Origin of the sequence: Mangrovimonas cancribranchiae, assembly GCF_037126245.1 — a bacterium.
In the GTDB taxonomy this organism is placed as follows: Bacteria; Bacteroidota; Bacteroidia; order Flavobacteriales; family Flavobacteriaceae; genus Mangrovimonas; species Mangrovimonas cancribranchiae.
Genome location: NZ_CP136925.1, coordinates 598,420 through 614,936 on the forward strand (window position 1 = coordinate 598,420; position 16,517 = coordinate 614,936).

The following is a 16,517-nucleotide window of genomic DNA, read 5'->3' on the forward strand; positions in this document are numbered from 1 at the left end:
TTATCTTTTTAAAGTAAAATGGCCTCTAAATGTTCTTCCGTCTTGTAATTCTACCAAAAACCAATAATCATCAGTAGGCATAATCTCGCCATTAAAGAATCCGTCCCAACCTTCTCCAAGCGGGTTTATTTGTTTAAGTAGTTTTCCGTAACGATCAAAAATTTTAATTTTTGTATTAGGTTGAAAGATGTTAGAGATGCCTTTAATATTCCATTTATCGTTATAGCCATCGCCATTTGGGGTGAAAAATTTAGGATATCCAATAACAGCGACATTTTCAGAAACGATGCCACAATCGTTTTTGGTGTCTTTAATACTTACAGAATAAATACCAGCTTCAATATTAATAAAGGTGTTACTTGTTTGGTAATTGGCATATACAGTACCGTCTTCGTTTAGTAAGGCATATTCATATATACCTTCGCCAGAAGTAATAACAGTAATAGAGTTGTTTTCCGAAATATCTACCACATTAATATTATCGATTGTGGCAATATTAGAAGCTTCAACGGTAATTGTTCTTGTTTTTGAGCATTGCATGCTATTAATTACTGTTACCGTGTAAGTTCCAGGCTCATTCACTTGAATACTTTCGGATTGTTCGCCATTAGACCAAGAATATGTATAGGTGTTACTATTTCCAATAACGCCGGAGTTTAATGTTATGGTTTGTGGGTAAGTGTTTAGACAATATAAAACGGTTTCATCATTTTCCAAGTTTGGTAAAGGCTCAATGTTAAGTTGTACTTCACTTATACCATAACAAGCATTGTTGTTTTCTGCTCTAGCAAAAATAGTTTGCGAATATGGTGTTGTATTGTCATAAGGTGAACTTAATGGGTTAGTTTCTAATAATGCGTCATTTGCAGAAGCATAATAGGTTATAGGAAGTGTAATATTATTAGCTGTTTGAATTTCTGTTGTAATATCTTCAAGTATAAAAGTATTAATACCGTCTTCAGAGTCTAACTCGTCGCATTCATCAATTTCAATATCATTAATTTGTGATGAAGGGACAACATCTAAGGTTAATTGTGCCGTTGAAAAGCATCCAGACTCACTATCAATGGCTTTTACAAAGATAACCTGTTGACTAGAAGCATTGTTATATATTTCTGACGCAATTGGAGAGTTATTTTGTAAATCTTGTTGATTTTCATAGAATTCTAATTCTATATTTTCAGGAATATTAGTAAATAATACATCTTGTGCTTGATTAAGGTTGAAAGTAGTGAAACCATCATTGTTATCATCGCATTGAACAAGTGTTGCATTATTAATGTTGGGGTTTTCATTAAACTCAATATAGGCTTCACCTTCAATAAAATCACATTCTCCAGCACCAACAAATTCAATTTGAAGAGTATACTCGGCTGTTTGTGAGACGACCAAATCGTTGTCGGTTTCGTTTAGCTGAACACCATCCATAAACCAGGTGTAAGTTGCACCAGGTATAGGGTCTGTAGATAAGGTATAGGAGTCTCCTTCACAAAGACTTAGGCTATTTGAGCTATTGCCGTTATTTATAATATCAACTTTTTCACTAAAGAAAGATACTATGAATGGTGGTAGTCCTTGAGTTGAATCGTTTTGTCCGAGGCTGATTGCGTTATTTTGATAATTACATGCTATTCCATTTTCATTAGGATTGTTTATAACGCTTAAAAATGGAGAGCCAGAATTATAAGTTTCACTCATTGAACGATATATTTTTCCATCTGGCCCTAATTGAAGAGCGCTGCGGTATAAATCTTGTTGGTCGATTAAAACCTGTGAGTTTTGGATATCAGTAGCTGTTACATCAAATTGAACTAAAACGGAATGGTGATTACTTGGATTAGTTTCTCCAGAGCCATTAAAATCATTGCTGGCAGTAACATATAGTTTAGAGTTGTCTGGTGAAAACTCTAAGCCATACGGTTTATTATTTTGACCATTAACATAAAGGTTTTGAGAGTTAGATACTTGTCCGCTAGTTTGTTCGAAATCAAATAAATACAGTCCGTTCTGAACGCTAGCAGATGCAAGTTTTGTGCCGTCAGGAGATATTTTTAAGTATCCTCTCAAATCTGATGTTGTTATTTGATTAAATGTAGACGTTGTAGCATTTGTATTTACACCGGTACTATTAACTTCAAAAGCATAGAAAGTGTTTAAAGCTCCTCCAGATGCATTTCCATTAGATGTAGATAAGACAACAACCCATATGTCTCCTGTGTTACAGTCTTTTAATACAGCAGTTATTTTTTCTGCACAATAATTTAACAAGTTTATATTCTTATCAATAACACTTCCAAGCCCGTTGTTAGCAGTTATATCTACAGTAGAGTAATTAAAACCCGTCAATGTTTGGTTAGACCCAACAGTAAAGATGTAGTAAATATCAGGATCATTTGGTTTGGGAACTACAATAGCAGACTGTGTACTTGAAGAATCTCCACTTAAGTCAGTGCCATTTTGCATAATGTTATGGTTGCTATTATAAACTAAAACGCCATCGGTGTAAAATAATAAGTTACCATCTTCATCAGATATTGAAGAGCAGCCTTCACGAGTGTTTAGTTGTCCATCATTTAAAGAGTTGACAGAACCATCATCATTAAAGTGAATTCCAGCGTTCTCCCCAAAATACCAGTTAGCGGCCTCGTCTTGAGCAAAACCAGAAAATGTAAATAAAATTAAGGAAAAGTATAATATGTAGTTTTTCATTTTGATAGCAAAAATTTAAAGCTATCAAAGATATCACAAATCTCGCTTTTTTAATAATCTATACGATAAAAAGGTAAACACACCTATCCAAACAAGGACTATTAACACTTCATACCAATAAACACTATAATCGTAGGTTAAATCAATTTTATCGGGATATTTTGTCATAATTACACGTTGCATAGGTTGGTCTATAAGTTTATACATAGATTCTAACGGTAAAAAGTTTTTAATTTTCCATGCAGTATCTGTAGTGCCAAATATTTCGTATGCGCCCCAGAACACTAACCATTCAAAAATGTATAAAATGAATAGAAAAGCTAGTGCAAAAGCAGATCTTTTAAGTAACATACCCAAAAACAAACATAAACTAAAGAAGCCAACTAATTTGACAAAGTAAGCTAGTAAAAAACTTGTTTCTCTAAAAATTATTGATATTTCAGTATAGCTAGAATAATAAAGTCCAATAAAAAAAGTAGCGACTCCTATTAGTATGGTAGCTATTAAAGAAAAAAATACAATGGTGTAAAATTTAGACAAAATAAACTCTTTCTTACTTAAACCATCTATAAGGTTTTGTTTAAGTGTTTTGTTACTATACTCGTTACCAATCATGCTTACCACAACAATAGCAAAGAAAAGCTTAAAATAAGAAGCAAAGAATGTGGTAATGTGCCATATAATGGGAAAGTTAAAAATACCTAGTTCTCCTAATTCCAAAGTAAAAAAACCAAAAAAGTTGATTTTTATTGATGATAGTATTAAAACCGTAAAAGGTAAAATAAACGATATAAATATTAAAACCTTACTTGTTCTGTTAAGCCAAAGTTTTTGTAGTTCAAGATTTATAAGACGTAACATATATTTTTTTTGATTGATTATTGGTTGTCGGTTAGTTGTAAAAATTGTTTTTCAAGGCTTTCCTTGCGTTTTACTAAATGTGTAAGCACAATATTATTATCAAACATTAACTGGTTTACAGATTTAGCGTCCATAGGTTCATCTAGAAAAGCGGTTATTAAGTCGTCTTCAATAGTTATTTTTCCAAATATGTTTTTGTCGTTTAGGAACTTTAAAAGCTGTTCTTGGTTTTCAGCTTTCAATTCTAAATACCCATGACTGCTTATCATTTCGTCTACACGACCAGAATATAGTTTTTCACCTTTTCGTAATACAACAACATGAGAGCAAACTTTTTCTACTTCGTCTAATAAATGCGATGCTAATAAAATAGTTGTGCCATTGGCGGCAATTTGTTTAATTAACGATCGAATTTGATGAATGCCTTGTGGATCTAATCCATTAGTAGGCTCATCTAAAATTAAAATTTCAGGATCGTTAAGTAATGCCGAGGCGATTGCTAAACGTTGTTTCATTCCTAAAGAATAGGTGCGAAACTTATTATCTTTTCTATCCCAAAGGCCAACAAGTTCTAATTTCTCTTGAATTTTACTAAAATCAACGCCTTTAATTTTACAAACAAGCTTTAAATTATCGTACGCTGTCATGTAGGGGTAAAAGTTTGGGCGTTCTATAATAGCGCCAACTTTTTTTAGAGCATCGTGAGTAGAAATATTGCCATCAAACCAATGGAAATCGCCAGAAGTTTTATTTACCACATTTAAAACAACTCCTAAAGTTGTAGATTTACCACTTCCGTTAGGGCCTAAAACACCATAAACATTGCCTTTATTAATAGTAAATGACAAGTTTTTTACAGCAGTGAGGTAACCAAATTTTTTGGTAAGATTGTTAATTGTAAGAATTGATTCCAAAATATTTTTCGATTGTTTAGTTAAAAATATGACGAACTTAATCACATAATGTTACAAACTAATTTATAAAACATTACATTAGTTGTTGGTTATTTTATGTTATGGATGATTTAAAGATATCGAAAAAAAAGCCTTCATACCCAATAGGGAACAAATTACACGATTACTTGCAGGAGTACAATCGTAATATACGATTGCCTATTTTTTATGATGATTTATTACGCTTTCAAGGCTCTGTTGTAGTATATGATAAAAATGATGAAGATACGCTTTGGGTTAGGGTGTATTTTAATGAGTTTGAAAGAGAAGAAATTGATTTAGCTTTAAAACGGGTATATTCCATTTTAATTTCAGATGGTAACGAAAATATATTTAAATACTTAAATGTTGATGCCATAGACTTTTGCACTTTTGGAAATTCTAAACCTTTTCGAGTAAAAATTAGAAATATTTTAAATGATAACTACACCTACTTCTATGTGAAAAAAGCCGACGCCTCTCGTGTTTACGGTTTAGAGTTCGAACATATGCTTTCTCCTTATAATCTTAATTTTTTGGTGTATAAAGACACATTAATAGAAGAGCATATTGCAGGAATACCAGGCGATGAGTTTATAAAAAATATATTACCTAAATGTACACATTCAGAAAAATCGCAAATAGCAAAAGAGTTTGTTAAGTTTAATGAACGTTGTATGATTAGGCTTTTAGGAGACATGCGTTCTTACAATTATGTTATTGTGCCAACACACGATTTTGATCATGTAGTATATAAAATTCGCGCTATAGATTTTGACCAACAATGCTACGAAGGCAAATTAAATATATACAGGCCGCAGTTTTTTAAAGAAAATATTACAATGGTTGATTTGGTGCGTGAAAAAATTCAAAAAGAATCTATCCAACAATATAAAATTGAAGAACGTTCTATAGTGGCTAGACGCATGATTAGCTATCACGATAGAATAGGAGAGTTGCTAGAATGTATGCAAGAAGACACGCTTTCTACGCCAGAACATATCGCACAATTAAAAGAAGAGATTTACAATTACACGCTGGATGTCGAATTTAGACGAAGTAATACGATGGGCGATATCATGAAAAATGCCCTGGATTTCGTTAAACGAAATTACCAAGGCGTGAATATGAAAAACTTTTTTTAATTCCAGTTTTCGTCAAAATCTAGATTATCGTAATCATTTACATCATAATCATCATCAAACTCATTAAACTCATCTAAGTTTTCAGCCTCAAAATTCTTTTCTGGTGCTTCATCTGGAATTTGCCCATGAACAAACATGAGGTTAGGGTAATCGGTACCTTCAGCTTCATCAACAATTTCAGCCAATTCTACAAAAAATGTCCAAAGGCTTAAAAAATCATATACATAAATTAATTTGGTTTGCGCTTCATGCACCACATCGTTAAGTGTTGTTTCATTCATTAAACGCGCATTACCATTATCGCTTAAATCGAATAACGAAATTTCCTCGCCTTGTTCCCATTCGTCATTACTTACATAAAACGAAGCCATCTCAGAGCCGTCAAAACCAAACGATTGTGTAATGGTGTTGTGAAGGTCTTCTAAAGTGTCGGTTTCACGTATTTCTAGGTCGCGAAAAATATCGTCTTCGGTGTCGTTATCTAATACTATTCTAAATCTATAAATCATATCTCAAAAAAATCTGCCGCAAAGTTACGTCATTTCCATTATTTACTTGCAAAGCGAGATTTAAAATTATGTAATATGTTTTTAGAAAAGTTTTCAGTGCTATTTACTAAACCTATGTAGAGTAAATGTCATAGCCGAAAGCAAGAAAAATGCACCTATTTGATGTGCTACGCCAAGCCATAAAGGGACTTGAAGTAAAATAGTAAATACGCCTAATACAAACTGAACAAAAACAATAATTAAAAGGCTTTGAATACCTTGCTGTTGTAATTTGGAAAGTTGTAGTTTTTTAGATTTTACCCAAAGAATAATAATAGATGCTACTACTAAATAAGCTATGGTTCTATGTATAAATTGAATACCGCTAGGGTTCTCGATAAGGTTTTTATAGAATGGTTCAAAAATATAAACTGTATGGTGTATAAATTTTCCTTCGTTCATTAAAGGCCAATGATTATGTAGTAAACCAGCCTTTAATCCAGCTACGAAAGCACCATAAATAATTTGAGCAATAAGAATGATAAAACTTATGATAATCAGTTTTCTAAACTTCGGAAACTCTATAGGTTTTTGGTTAGGATAAATTAAATCTAACGCTACCCAAAGTGTTGCGGCAAAGGTTAGAAATGCTGTTATTAAGTGTGCTGCCAATCTAAAATGGCTAACATCGGGTTTGTCTACCAAGCCACTTTTTACCATATACCATCCCAAAAAGCCCTGAAAAGCTCCCAAGGCCATTAAAACCAAACTCTTTTTTATGGTACTCTTTGTAAGTTGTTTGGTTATTAAAAAATATAAAAAAGGCACGAAAAATACGAGACCAATTAAACGACCGATAACACGATGTAACCATTCCCAAAAATAGATTTGTTTGAAATCTTCTAATTCAAAATGATTATTTAGTTTTTGGTATTCGGGGTATTGCTGATACAATTCGAAAGCCTTTTGCCACTCAGCATCGTTTAACGGTGGAATGGTTCCAGTAATTAACTTATAATTGGAAATTGATAGGCCAGAATCGGTAAGCCTGGTAATGCCACCAACTAAAACCATTATAAAAATGAGTAAACAACCCGTAAGTAACCAGTATATAACGTGTTTATTGTCTTTTTTCATCAGCTGTTAATCCTATTTTTTTTCCTTTATCAAGCATCAATTGGTAAGCGGCTTCATATTCGTTTGGTATTTTACCATCTAGAATAGCTTCTTTAATAGTTTCTTTAATAGTCCCTATTTCACGACTTGGTCCAATGTTAAACGTTGTCATAATATCTTCCCCAGATATTGGTGGTTCAAAGTTTCGAATACGGTCACGCTCTTCAACTTCAACCATTTTTTCACGTACAATTTTAAAATTGTTATGGTACTTCTTAAAGCGTTTTGGGTTTTTTGTGGTGATGTCGGCTTCACAAAGCGTCATTAAGTCTTCAATATAATCGCCAGCATCAAAAATAAGGCGTCGTACAGCAGAATCAGTCACTTCTTCGTCAACTAAAGCAATTGGACGAGAACTCATTCTTACCATCTTTTGAACGAATTTCATCTTATCATTCAATGGCATTTTTAATCTTTTAAAAAGATGAAACACCATTTTTGAACCTTTAAACTCGTGCCCGTGAAAAGTCCAACCTATTTTTTTATCGAAGCGTTTGGTTGGTGCCTTACCAATATCGTGCAATAAAGCAGCCCAACGTAACCAAACATCATTGGTGTTTTTTGAGATATTATCGACTACTTCTAGCGTGTGATAAAAATTATCTTTGTGGCGTTGCCCTTCTTTTTCTTCAATGCCTTTAAGTGCGGTAAGTTCGGGTAAAATACGTTCAAGAAGTCCTGTTTTTTCTAATAAAAGAAATCCTTTGGACGGTGTTTTGCTTTCTAGTATTTTATGAAGCTCGGTAACAATACGCTCCTTGGTAATAATTTCTATACGATGATTGTTTCTAGTAATAGCATTAAGTGATTCGTCTTCTATCCAGAAATCTAATTGCGTAGCAAATCGTATGGCACGCATCATTCGTAAAGGGTCGTCGCTGTATGTAATGTCAGGATCTAAAGGTGTGCGAATGGTTTTGGTTTCTAAATCAGCAATACCATTAAAAGGATCTAATAAGTCACCAAAATGGGCTTCACTTAAATTAAGGGCTAATGCATTTATGGTAAAATCGCGACGATTTTGATCATCTTGAAGTGTACCATTTTCTACAATAGGATTACGACTATCTTTAGTGTAACTTTCTTTGCGTGCGCCAACAAACTCGATTTCTAGATCATCGTAGCGCAACATAGCTGTTCCGTAAGTTTTAAACACCTTAACTTTTGGTCTGTTTGGGAGGTTTTTTGAAACTTCTTTGGCCAAAGCAATGCCGCTACCAATGGCTACAACATCAATATCTTTTTTAGCGTCTCGTTGCAATAAATAATCACGAACAAAACCACCAATAACGTAGCTGTCTAAGTTAAGCGTTTTGGCAGACTTTGAGATAATTTTGAAAATATTATGTTGTAAAGCGCTTTTGTAATTCATAGGTTTCAAATTTCAAGAATGATTTGTTGTTTGAAATTTGAGTAATTATTCTCGTATAACCTTCACCATACCATCGTTAGAAATTTTAATAATAGCCGATGGTTTGTTAGTCGATTTTACATTTTGCAAATTTACAACATAGTCCACACCTTTTAAAATATGGTCGCTTATTTCTTTATAGGATTTTGGAGTGTGTTCGCCACTTACATTTGCCGATGTAGACACAAGAGGTTTTCTTAATTTTCTAATAAGTTTGTTGGCAAAACCTTCTCTAACAACACGTATTGCTAATGTATTATCGGCTGCGACTAAGTTTTCTGATACTCGAATAGGTTTATCGTAAATAATTGTAGTAGGTTTATTAGCATATTTTAAAATATCGTAGGCAACTTCTGGAACATTTTCTACATATTGTTCTAGCATTTTAAAGTCGCTTACCAAGCAAATTAATGCCTTACTTTCATCGCGTTGTTTTAGTTTAAAAACCTTTTCTATGGCTTTAAAATTAGTAGCGTCGCAACCAATGCCCCAAACAGTATCGGTAGGGTAAAGAATAGTTTTACCTTGTTTTAAGGCGGTTAAAGTATTGTTTATTTCGTTTTGCATAGTGCAAAAATAATTTAATTGGTTTTAAATTATACTAACAAAAGAAGATATTCGAAAAGTTATATTTTTTATTAGGATAGATAACTTTCTTTAGTTAATTTAACTTTACTAAATTTATCAGCTAATTAAATATTCAATAATAACCTAATGAGGGTGATAGATAGGCTTAAAAGAAAAGAAAAAGTAGACAAAGTTGTTATACATATAGGAAAATGTGGCGGGTCTTCTGTTATTGAAGAGTTAAAGAAAAGAGACGTTAAGTTTTTTGAAAAGCATGTAGGAGAGGTAACTTACAGAAAAAAGAAAAAGTATATAATTGTAATTAGAAACCCGATATCTAGATTTGTATCGGCGTTTAATTGGCGTTATAAACTTGTGGTTGAGGATGGAACTCAAAAAGATTTATATCAAGGTGAAAAAGAACTTCTTGAAAAGTATAGTGATATAAATAGTTTAGCTGAAGCTATTTATGATGAAAAGGGAGCCTTAGCATTAGACTTTAAAAAAGATAAATTTTATATTCATCATCTTAAGGAAGATATTGATTTTTATTTAGGTGATTTTTTAAAGAAGTGTAAAAAGGAGCAAATTATAGCTATTCTTGCTACCGAAACGTTAAGTGAAGATTTAAAAACTCATTTCAATATTACACTTAAAAGCCATTTAAAGAAAAATAAAAAGAAAACTAACTTATCGAATCTAGCTGTTAATAATTTGATACAGTATTTAGAAAAAGATTATGACTGTATTGAAAAACTAAACAGTATGGACGTGTTAACAGAAAAGCAATACGAAAAATTATCTAATAAAGTATTTTAAACACCCTTGTTTGGTAAAGTAATAATATGAGAATAGGAAAATTAACGCTTTCTAAATTTATAAAAGGCTTTATAGGAACAAGACTTATAGATTCTATCGAGGTTTATTATATACCAGAAACAAATACGTTTTACCCCATAATATCTAAATCTGGTTGCTCTACAGTTAAGGTAGATCTTATAAGACGTTACAAACCCAATTTTACAAGTAAATTCCCTGAGATACATCAAGTTGATCCTGCTCTAAAGACTGATAACAAAGTATTGAGAAAACGTTTTTATAGTTTTAAAAAATACCGCAAGTTTAGTCGTGGTAAAGTGGCGCATTTAGTAATAAGAAACCCCTATGAGCGTATCTATTCATGTTTTTTAGATGTAATTGCTAACAAAAATGTAATGTATGAAGACCCTTCAGGACTTACTAGCTTTTTTGGGATTAAAAGCGAAATAAGTTTTGATGAGTTTCTTAAGAAAGTGGTGAAGTTACCCGATTATTTATCTGATAGACATTTTAGAAGTCAATCGTTTTATTTACAAAGAGGAGTAGAAGAAGTCTTAGAAAATAAAGAGATTGTTTTACTAGAAAACTACAATAAAAAAACAGGCGAAAAGGCAAGTAAGCTTAACACTAACAATAAAAAAATTCCACAAGAAATTCTTCAGAAGCTTAAAAAAAGTAATGCGTTTAATAAACGTTTTTCTAAGGATATAGAGATATATCAAAACATTAAAAACGGGTAGTTTTCTTTAAATACCAGCTTTCAATACGCTTTAAGATACTTTTTTTATTGGTGTTTCTAATTAACCTAAAAGCTTTTTCGGGATTGTTAATGGCATAATGTTTAAAAAGGTTATACTGTTTTGTTTTCTTAGCGTTAAATTTTAGGAAATCTTCAATTTTAAAATTCCCTAGATGTCTTTTTATTAAAGTTGTGCCTTCTTCCTTATATGTAATATTCTTATTCTTTTTTATAAATCTGTAAAAAGCAGCAACTACTGTAATTTGAAAGTTTAAAATATAAGTGCCTGTAATTAATTTATTCTGATTGTCCTTTTCGGACTTATAATATTTAGTGTAAATATCTTCAATTACCGTTAAATACGATGTAAGATTGTATAAGCTGTAATTTTTTGTTATAGAACTTTGATTGCCAATGTTATAATAGTACGTGACTTTAGAGTTGAAAATAATGTTCTTAGCATAATACATAGTTTCAAAAAACCAAAGTTCATCTTCATGGACAAATCCATCTTTAAACCACAAATTATTAGTGGTAATAAAGCTAGTATTATATAGCTTATTCCAAGCGACAACACTAAAAGGTGTTTTTAAGGCCAGCTCTACAAAATTCTTATCTTCAAGTAATGTATTTGTTGTATTATAATGTTCTAAAGTGTTAATAATTGTTGTTGTTTGGTTGCGAACGGAAGCGTTTTTTCCTACAACAATATCGATGCTTGGTTGATATAAATTGGTTAGACTTTCCAAACAATTTTCATCTAACATATCGTCTGGATCGAAAAAATAAATACAATCACCTTTAGCGTGCTTTAACCCTGTATTTCGTGCGCCAGAAAGCCCTTTGTTCTCTTGAGAAATTAGTTTGAAGCGCGCATCTTTATCTACCCATTTTTTTATTTCATTTTCTGTATTGTCTTTGCTACCATCATTAATAACTAAACACTCCCAGTTTGTATAAGATTGGTTTAGTACGCTTTCAAGTCCTTTATTTATAAAGTTTTCTACATTATAGCAAGGCACTATAATGCTTACAAAGGGTAATGTTGTGTTTTTACTCATCTTGTTTAAAATAAACTTTTAAAGAAAATTACTATCTTATCTATAATGGGCATTTTAGAGAAATAACCAGACTCTTTTTTTAAGTAATTAAAGAATGCCATGTTGTAGCTTTTGGCGTTTCTTATGGTTCGTATCAAAATATTGTCTATGTGTGCTTTAAATAACTCTTGATTATAATACTTATATTTTAAATTTAAGTTTTTAAGTGTTTTAGCAGCTTCAATTACTTGCTTAATATCATTTATAGGTAACTTTCGCTTTAATGAGACAGCATGTAAATAGTAATTGATATTAGTATCATTCTCGTCAATTCCTAAATGTATTAACTGACGCTTTTTTATAAGGATTTCAGATTTTATTAAATTGACTTTTTTTGTTTGACTAATATTTCCCGGATGCCACCTGTAACGCAATAAAGATTCTGGTATATTATGAAACTTAGTTTTAGCAATTAATTGACTCCATAAGCCGTAATCTTCAGCAGGAACATATTGGTGTTCAAATTGCAAATCACCTAATACCGACTTTCTAAACATAACCGTTGGGTTGCCAATACCACAGCTACTTAAAAATTGTATTTTAAGAGCCTCATGGTCTATGGCATGTTTTAATACCTTTTCTTTTTTATCACCAAACACAGTAAACCAGGTCCCGCAAACGCCCACATCGGGATTGGATTTTAAAAAATCTATTTGTTTTTCAAATCGGGTAGGAAGTGCAATGTCATCGGCATCTAATAAGGCAATAAATTCTGTTTTGGCCAACTTAATACCTTCATTTCTTAAGTTAGCAGGGCCTTGGTTTTCGGTTTTGCTTACAACATGAACCCTATGGTCTTGTTCCTTATAGCGATTAAGAATGTTGGGGGTACTATCAGATGAGTTATCATTTAACACTAAAAGCGTAAAATTTGTGTAAGTTTGGTTTAAAACACTATTTACAGCTTCTTCTAGATGTTTTTCGCCATTATAAACAGGCATAATAACAGTTAACTCAGGCATCTTAATTACAATTTATGCAACAAAAGTAGTTATTTATAGGTGTTAAAGTATATTTGTAAAAAATTATTCATGAAAAAAATACACGTTGGCTTTTTAGTATCCTACGATTATTACCTTTTAAAAAAGGCGTTGCCTTTTGTTTATAATGATGCCGATGAGATTTTTCTTGCCATTGATATAGATTTAAAAACATGGAAAGGAGATGATTTTACTATTGAAGAAGACTTTTTTTTATGGATTAAAACTTTTGATGTTGATAATAAAATAGCGCTTTATAAAGACCATTTTTACGTGCCAGAATTAACCACCATGCAATGTGAAGTTAGAGAGCGTATGATGCTTTCTGAAAAAATGGGATTAGAGAATTGGTGTATTCAACTAGATGCCGATGAGTATTTTATAGACTTTAAAGAATTTGTTGCTTATTTAAAGCAGAGTAATCACTTACTAAATTCTAAAAAACCTATACAAATAGCGGCCTTTCTTTATAACATGTTTAAGAAGTTAGACGATGGTTATTTATTAGTTAAAGAACCTACAAGAGTTTTAGTAACCACAAATACACCAAATTATAAAACAGGTAGAAAGGCCAAACAGCAAATAGTTTATAAGCGTCATATGGTTTTACATGAATGCTTGTCGCGAACAGAGGAGGAATTGATACAAAAGCTTGAAAATTGGGGGCATAACAAACAAGTTAACAATACCTTTTTAGATAAGTGGAAAACGACAGACAAATCTAATTATAAAAATAGAAGAGACTTTTTTTATATCGAGCCAGAAAAATGGAAAGAGCTTATTTATGTAAAAGGGAATAATATAAAAGAATTACAAGAAAATCTGTTACAAGACAACCAGGTGTTACCTTCTAAGTTTTATGTTTGGAAAAAAAACTTTGGACAGTGGTTTAAGTTTTTATTCAAGTAAACTTTTATAAACGTTTAAATATTGCTCAGCTGTTTTATTCCAAGAGTATGATTTGGCGTGAGCAATTAAGTTTTGAGTGTTTTCTTCTGGGTTTTTATTAAATTCCTCAATACTGCTACTATATATATAGCTCATGTAATCAGCGTTAAATTTTTCCCAGTAAAAGGCATACTTTCCGCCAACTTCTGGTAACGAACTTTTATTAGATAAAAACACGGGTTTGCCAAAGTTCATCGCTTCAATAGGTGGTATTCCAAAACCTTCGCGTAATGAAGGAAAAACAAAAGCTTCGCAGTGTTTGTAGTAATAGTTTTTATCGTTTTCAGGTATTTTGCCTAATAAAAACACACGATTTTCAAGTTTGTGATTTTTTATTAATTCTGAAATTTTGTTGGCATATTCAGTTGTGTTTTTTCCTGCAATTAATAATTGCCTGTTAGGTAAATGCGTCATCATTTCAACTAAAACATGAAAATTTTTCTTTTCCAGCACTTCACCAATAGTGAATAAAAAAGGCAATTTAGCAGAAAACTTAGGCGACTTAAAAGTTTGTTGCGTGTTAATCTCAGGACTCCCATTGTAAATAATGTATTCGGGTACATGGGGTACTTTAAAATACTTATGAGTCATGCTTTTGGCGTAATTAGAAATATAGGTTATGGCTTGACTTCGGTTAAGTTTTTCGTTAAACGCATGTATTCTTTTATTTAAGTCATCGCCAGTTAATTCTTCCATGAAATTTACATCATGAACCGTTAATAAATAAGGAATATCGTGATAAGGTTCTATTTTTGTATTCTGGTTTAGACTATGCCATAAATCGTATTTTTTTCTTATTCTAAATAATGGATAGCGCCTAAAAGAATGGTATTTTTTATAAGAAAATGTTTGACCAAATTCAGCTTGTAGCTTGTCAATATTTTTAGCGCAAAGTGTTACATTGTATTTTGATGGAATTTTTTTTGAAAGCGCTTTAATTAAATGGTAATTAAATTGTCCAAAACCAAAGTTGAGGTTTTTTATGTTGTGCGATTCTAAAAATATTTTGGGCATTCCAAGAGAGTTTTTACAAATTAACTAAAAGTAATTGTAATTTTGCTGTATGAAGCATGTTGTTGTTAAAAAGTTTCTTCAAGATGAAGTGATGCTAACGAAATTTATTTCAAACTTCGATTCCGAAGGAGAAGATTTCGGTAATCAAGATAGAAATTCGTTAAAATTATTTGATTTAAATGGGCTAACTATTAACGTAAAGTCGTTTAAAGTGCCTAATGTAGTTAATCAAATAGCCTATAAGTTTTTTAGAAAAAGTAAGGCGCAACGCTCTTTTGAATATGCTAACAAACTTGCTAAATTAGGAATAGGTACACCACAACCCATAGCTTATTATGAGTTTACAACCCCGTTTTTATTCCAAAAAAGTTATTATATAAGCGAACAATTAGATTGCGATTACACGTACCGCGATTTAACCCAAGATTTTAACATTCCCAATTACGAATCCATACTAAGAGCATTCACTAGGTTTACATATAAACTGCACGAAAATAATGTGTTGTTTTTAGATCATTCACCAGGAAATACACTTATAAAAGTAAATAATAACGATTATGAGTTTTTTCTAGTTGATTTAAACCGTATGGCGTTTAAACCTCTTGATTTTAATACTAGAATAAAAAATTTCGCGCGGTTAACCATTCATGAAAAAATGGTAGAGGTGATGAGCGATGAATATGCTAAATGTATAGGGGAACCTTATGAAAAAGTGTTTCGCCTTATGTGGCAATACACAAACGAGTTTCAATATAGGTTTTACCGAAAAAAAAGGTTAAAAAAGAAGCTTAAGTTTTGGAAAAAAAGCTAACGATTTTGCTTTATTAATTCTCTTAGTTTAATGTATTTTAAAAAACGCGTGTTTGCTGTTTGTACAGAAATTATTAATCCGTTTAACCCGTCTAAAAAACCAAGTTTAATAATATAGGATTGAAAAAATGCCCAAGTTGGGTTTAAAACTATTTTGTAAATAGGTGCCTTTTTACCTAATTTAAAATACGAATTAGCAGAAATTGTTGTAAAGTTTTCAACTTGCTTATTAAACTCTGAGTAGCTTTGATATGTTTTATGTAGAATATCTCCCTTTAAAAAACCAGCCTTGCTTTTTACTGGATCTAGAATTATTTTATCGTGTGGGTTAATACCACCCCATTGCGCCTTTTTTCTATTAAATACTCTAAGTTTTTTATCTGGATACCAAGTGGTATGTTTAATCCATTGCCCGCAAAAATAATTTAGTCGCTTACAATAATATCCATCATAAACCCAATTAGATTTTAATTCAAGTATAGATTTTTGAAGTGTTTCAGATAAGGCTTCGTCTGCATCTAAGGATACAATATAGTCATGAGAGGCTACATTCATAGCAAAATTCTTTTGCTCTACATAACCTAGAAATGTTTGTTCAATAAACGTAATATTATATTTTTCACAGATAGACTTAGTGTTGTCTTTAGAGAAAGAATCAACAACAATAATTTCATCTACTACTGGGAGTAAAGATTTCAGGCATCGTTCAATTTTAGCTTCCTCGTTATAGGTTATAATAACTCCCGAAAATTTAATCATCTTTTAAAAGTATTTTGGTAAAAATACCCAATTTAGATATAGAAATAAAGAAAAGGAAT

16 protein-coding genes are annotated in these 16,517 nt (G+C 31.6%); 5 read left to right on the forward strand and 11 right to left on the reverse strand.

Features of this window, described 5'->3' with window-relative positions:
• From R3L15_RS02690 to R3L15_RS02700, 3 genes are read right to left on the reverse strand one after another with little or no spacing between them, the layout of a single operon-like run.
• The gene (locus R3L15_RS02690; protein WP_338733070.1) at nt 1-2,709 is read right to left on the reverse strand and encodes a T9SS type B sorting domain-containing protein; all 2,709 of its coding nucleotides are present in this window, start codon (nt 2,707-2,709) and stop codon (nt 1-3) included.
• A 33-nt stretch (nt 2,710-2,742) separates the two neighbouring features.
• The gene (locus tag R3L15_RS02695; protein WP_338733072.1) at nt 2,743-3,570 is read right to left on the reverse strand and encodes an ABC transporter permease subunit; all 828 of its coding nucleotides are present in this window, start codon (nt 3,568-3,570) and stop codon (nt 2,743-2,745) included.
• Between the two features lie 17 nt (nt 3,571-3,587).
• Nucleotides 3,588-4,484 (reverse strand): ABC transporter ATP-binding protein, encoded by an 897-nt coding sequence (locus R3L15_RS02700; RefSeq protein ID WP_338733073.1) that lies wholly within the window; start codon nt 4,482-4,484, stop codon nt 3,588-3,590.
• A gap of 101 nt (nt 4,485-4,585) precedes the next feature.
• Here R3L15_RS02700 and R3L15_RS02705 point away from each other — a divergent pair, with 101 nt between their 5' ends.
• A complete protein-coding gene (locus tag R3L15_RS02705; RefSeq protein WP_338733074.1) occupies nt 4,586-5,647 on the forward strand; it encodes a hypothetical protein in 1,062 nt (353 codons plus the stop codon).
• On the opposite strand, the gene R3L15_RS02710 is transcribed toward R3L15_RS02705, so the two are convergent.
• From R3L15_RS02710 to R3L15_RS02725, 4 genes are all read right to left on the reverse strand, one after another.
• On the reverse strand, nt 5,644-6,156 hold the full coding sequence (locus tag R3L15_RS02710) for an IS1096 element passenger TnpR family protein (protein WP_338733075.1): 513 nt from the start codon (nt 6,154-6,156) through the stop codon (nt 5,644-5,646). The genes R3L15_RS02705 and R3L15_RS02710 overlap by 4 nt on opposite strands.
• 99 nt (nt 6,157-6,255) lie before the next feature.
• On the reverse strand, nt 6,256-7,272 hold the full coding sequence (locus tag R3L15_RS02715; RefSeq protein WP_338733077.1) for a COX15/CtaA family protein: 1,017 nt from the start codon (nt 7,270-7,272) through the stop codon (nt 6,256-6,258).
• Nucleotides 7,256-8,683 carry an HD domain-containing protein gene (locus tag R3L15_RS02720; protein WP_338733079.1) on the reverse strand — a complete coding sequence of 476 codons (1,428 nt, stop codon included), beginning with the start codon at nt 8,681-8,683 and terminating at the stop codon, nt 7,256-7,258. Before R3L15_RS02720 ends, R3L15_RS02715 begins: the two co-directional genes overlap by 17 nt.
• A gap of 45 nt (nt 8,684-8,728) precedes the next feature.
• Nucleotides 8,729-9,289, reverse strand: a complete 561-nt coding sequence (locus tag R3L15_RS02725) for an L-threonylcarbamoyladenylate synthase (RefSeq protein WP_338733080.1) — start codon at nt 9,287-9,289, stop codon at nt 8,729-8,731.
• Between the two features lie 147 nt (nt 9,290-9,436).
• On the opposite strand from R3L15_RS02725, the gene R3L15_RS02730 reads away from it, so the two are divergent.
• Nucleotides 9,437-10,108, forward strand: coding sequence for a sulfotransferase family 2 domain-containing protein (locus R3L15_RS02730; protein ID WP_338733081.1), 672 nt, complete (start codon nt 9,437-9,439; stop codon nt 10,106-10,108).
• A 26-nt stretch (nt 10,109-10,134) separates the two neighbouring features.
• Nucleotides 10,135-10,848, forward strand: a complete 714-nt coding sequence (locus tag R3L15_RS02735; protein WP_338733082.1) for a sulfotransferase family 2 domain-containing protein — start codon at nt 10,135-10,137, stop codon at nt 10,846-10,848.
• Here R3L15_RS02735 and R3L15_RS02740 read toward each other — a convergent pair.
• On the reverse strand, nt 10,835-11,908 hold the full coding sequence (locus R3L15_RS02740; RefSeq protein WP_338733084.1) for a glycosyltransferase family 2 protein: 1,074 nt from the start codon (nt 11,906-11,908) through the stop codon (nt 10,835-10,837). The genes R3L15_RS02735 and R3L15_RS02740 overlap by 14 nt on opposite strands.
• Before the next feature lie 5 nt (nt 11,909-11,913).
• Entirely contained in the window at nt 11,914-12,909 is a 996-nt protein-coding gene (locus R3L15_RS02745; protein WP_338733086.1) for a glycosyltransferase family 2 protein, read from the reverse strand.
• 69 nt (nt 12,910-12,978) lie between these two features.
• On the opposite strand from R3L15_RS02745, the gene R3L15_RS02750 reads away from it, so the two are divergent.
• Nucleotides 12,979-13,836: a hypothetical protein gene (locus tag R3L15_RS02750; RefSeq protein ID WP_338733087.1), complete on the forward strand. Its 858-nt coding sequence runs from the start codon at nt 12,979-12,981 to the stop codon at nt 13,834-13,836.
• On the opposite strand, the gene R3L15_RS02755 is transcribed toward R3L15_RS02750, so the two are convergent.
• Nucleotides 13,825-14,889 (reverse strand): glycosyltransferase family 1 protein, encoded by a 1,065-nt coding sequence (locus R3L15_RS02755; RefSeq protein WP_338733088.1) that lies wholly within the window; start codon nt 14,887-14,889, stop codon nt 13,825-13,827. The two genes, R3L15_RS02750 and R3L15_RS02755, sit on opposite strands and share 12 nt — an antisense overlap.
• A 49-nt stretch (nt 14,890-14,938) precedes the next feature.
• Between R3L15_RS02755 and R3L15_RS02760 the strand changes: the two genes are divergently transcribed.
• Nucleotides 14,939-15,700 carry a lipopolysaccharide kinase InaA family protein gene (locus tag R3L15_RS02760; RefSeq protein WP_338733089.1) on the forward strand — a complete coding sequence of 254 codons (762 nt, stop codon included), beginning with the start codon at nt 14,939-14,941 and terminating at the stop codon, nt 15,698-15,700.
• On the opposite strand, the gene R3L15_RS02765 is transcribed toward R3L15_RS02760, so the two are convergent.
• Nucleotides 15,697-16,458, reverse strand: coding sequence for a glycosyltransferase family 2 protein (locus tag R3L15_RS02765; RefSeq protein ID WP_338733090.1), 762 nt, complete (start codon nt 16,456-16,458; stop codon nt 15,697-15,699). The two genes, R3L15_RS02760 and R3L15_RS02765, sit on opposite strands and share 4 nt — an antisense overlap.
• Nucleotides 16,459-16,517: the final 59 nt, after the last annotated feature.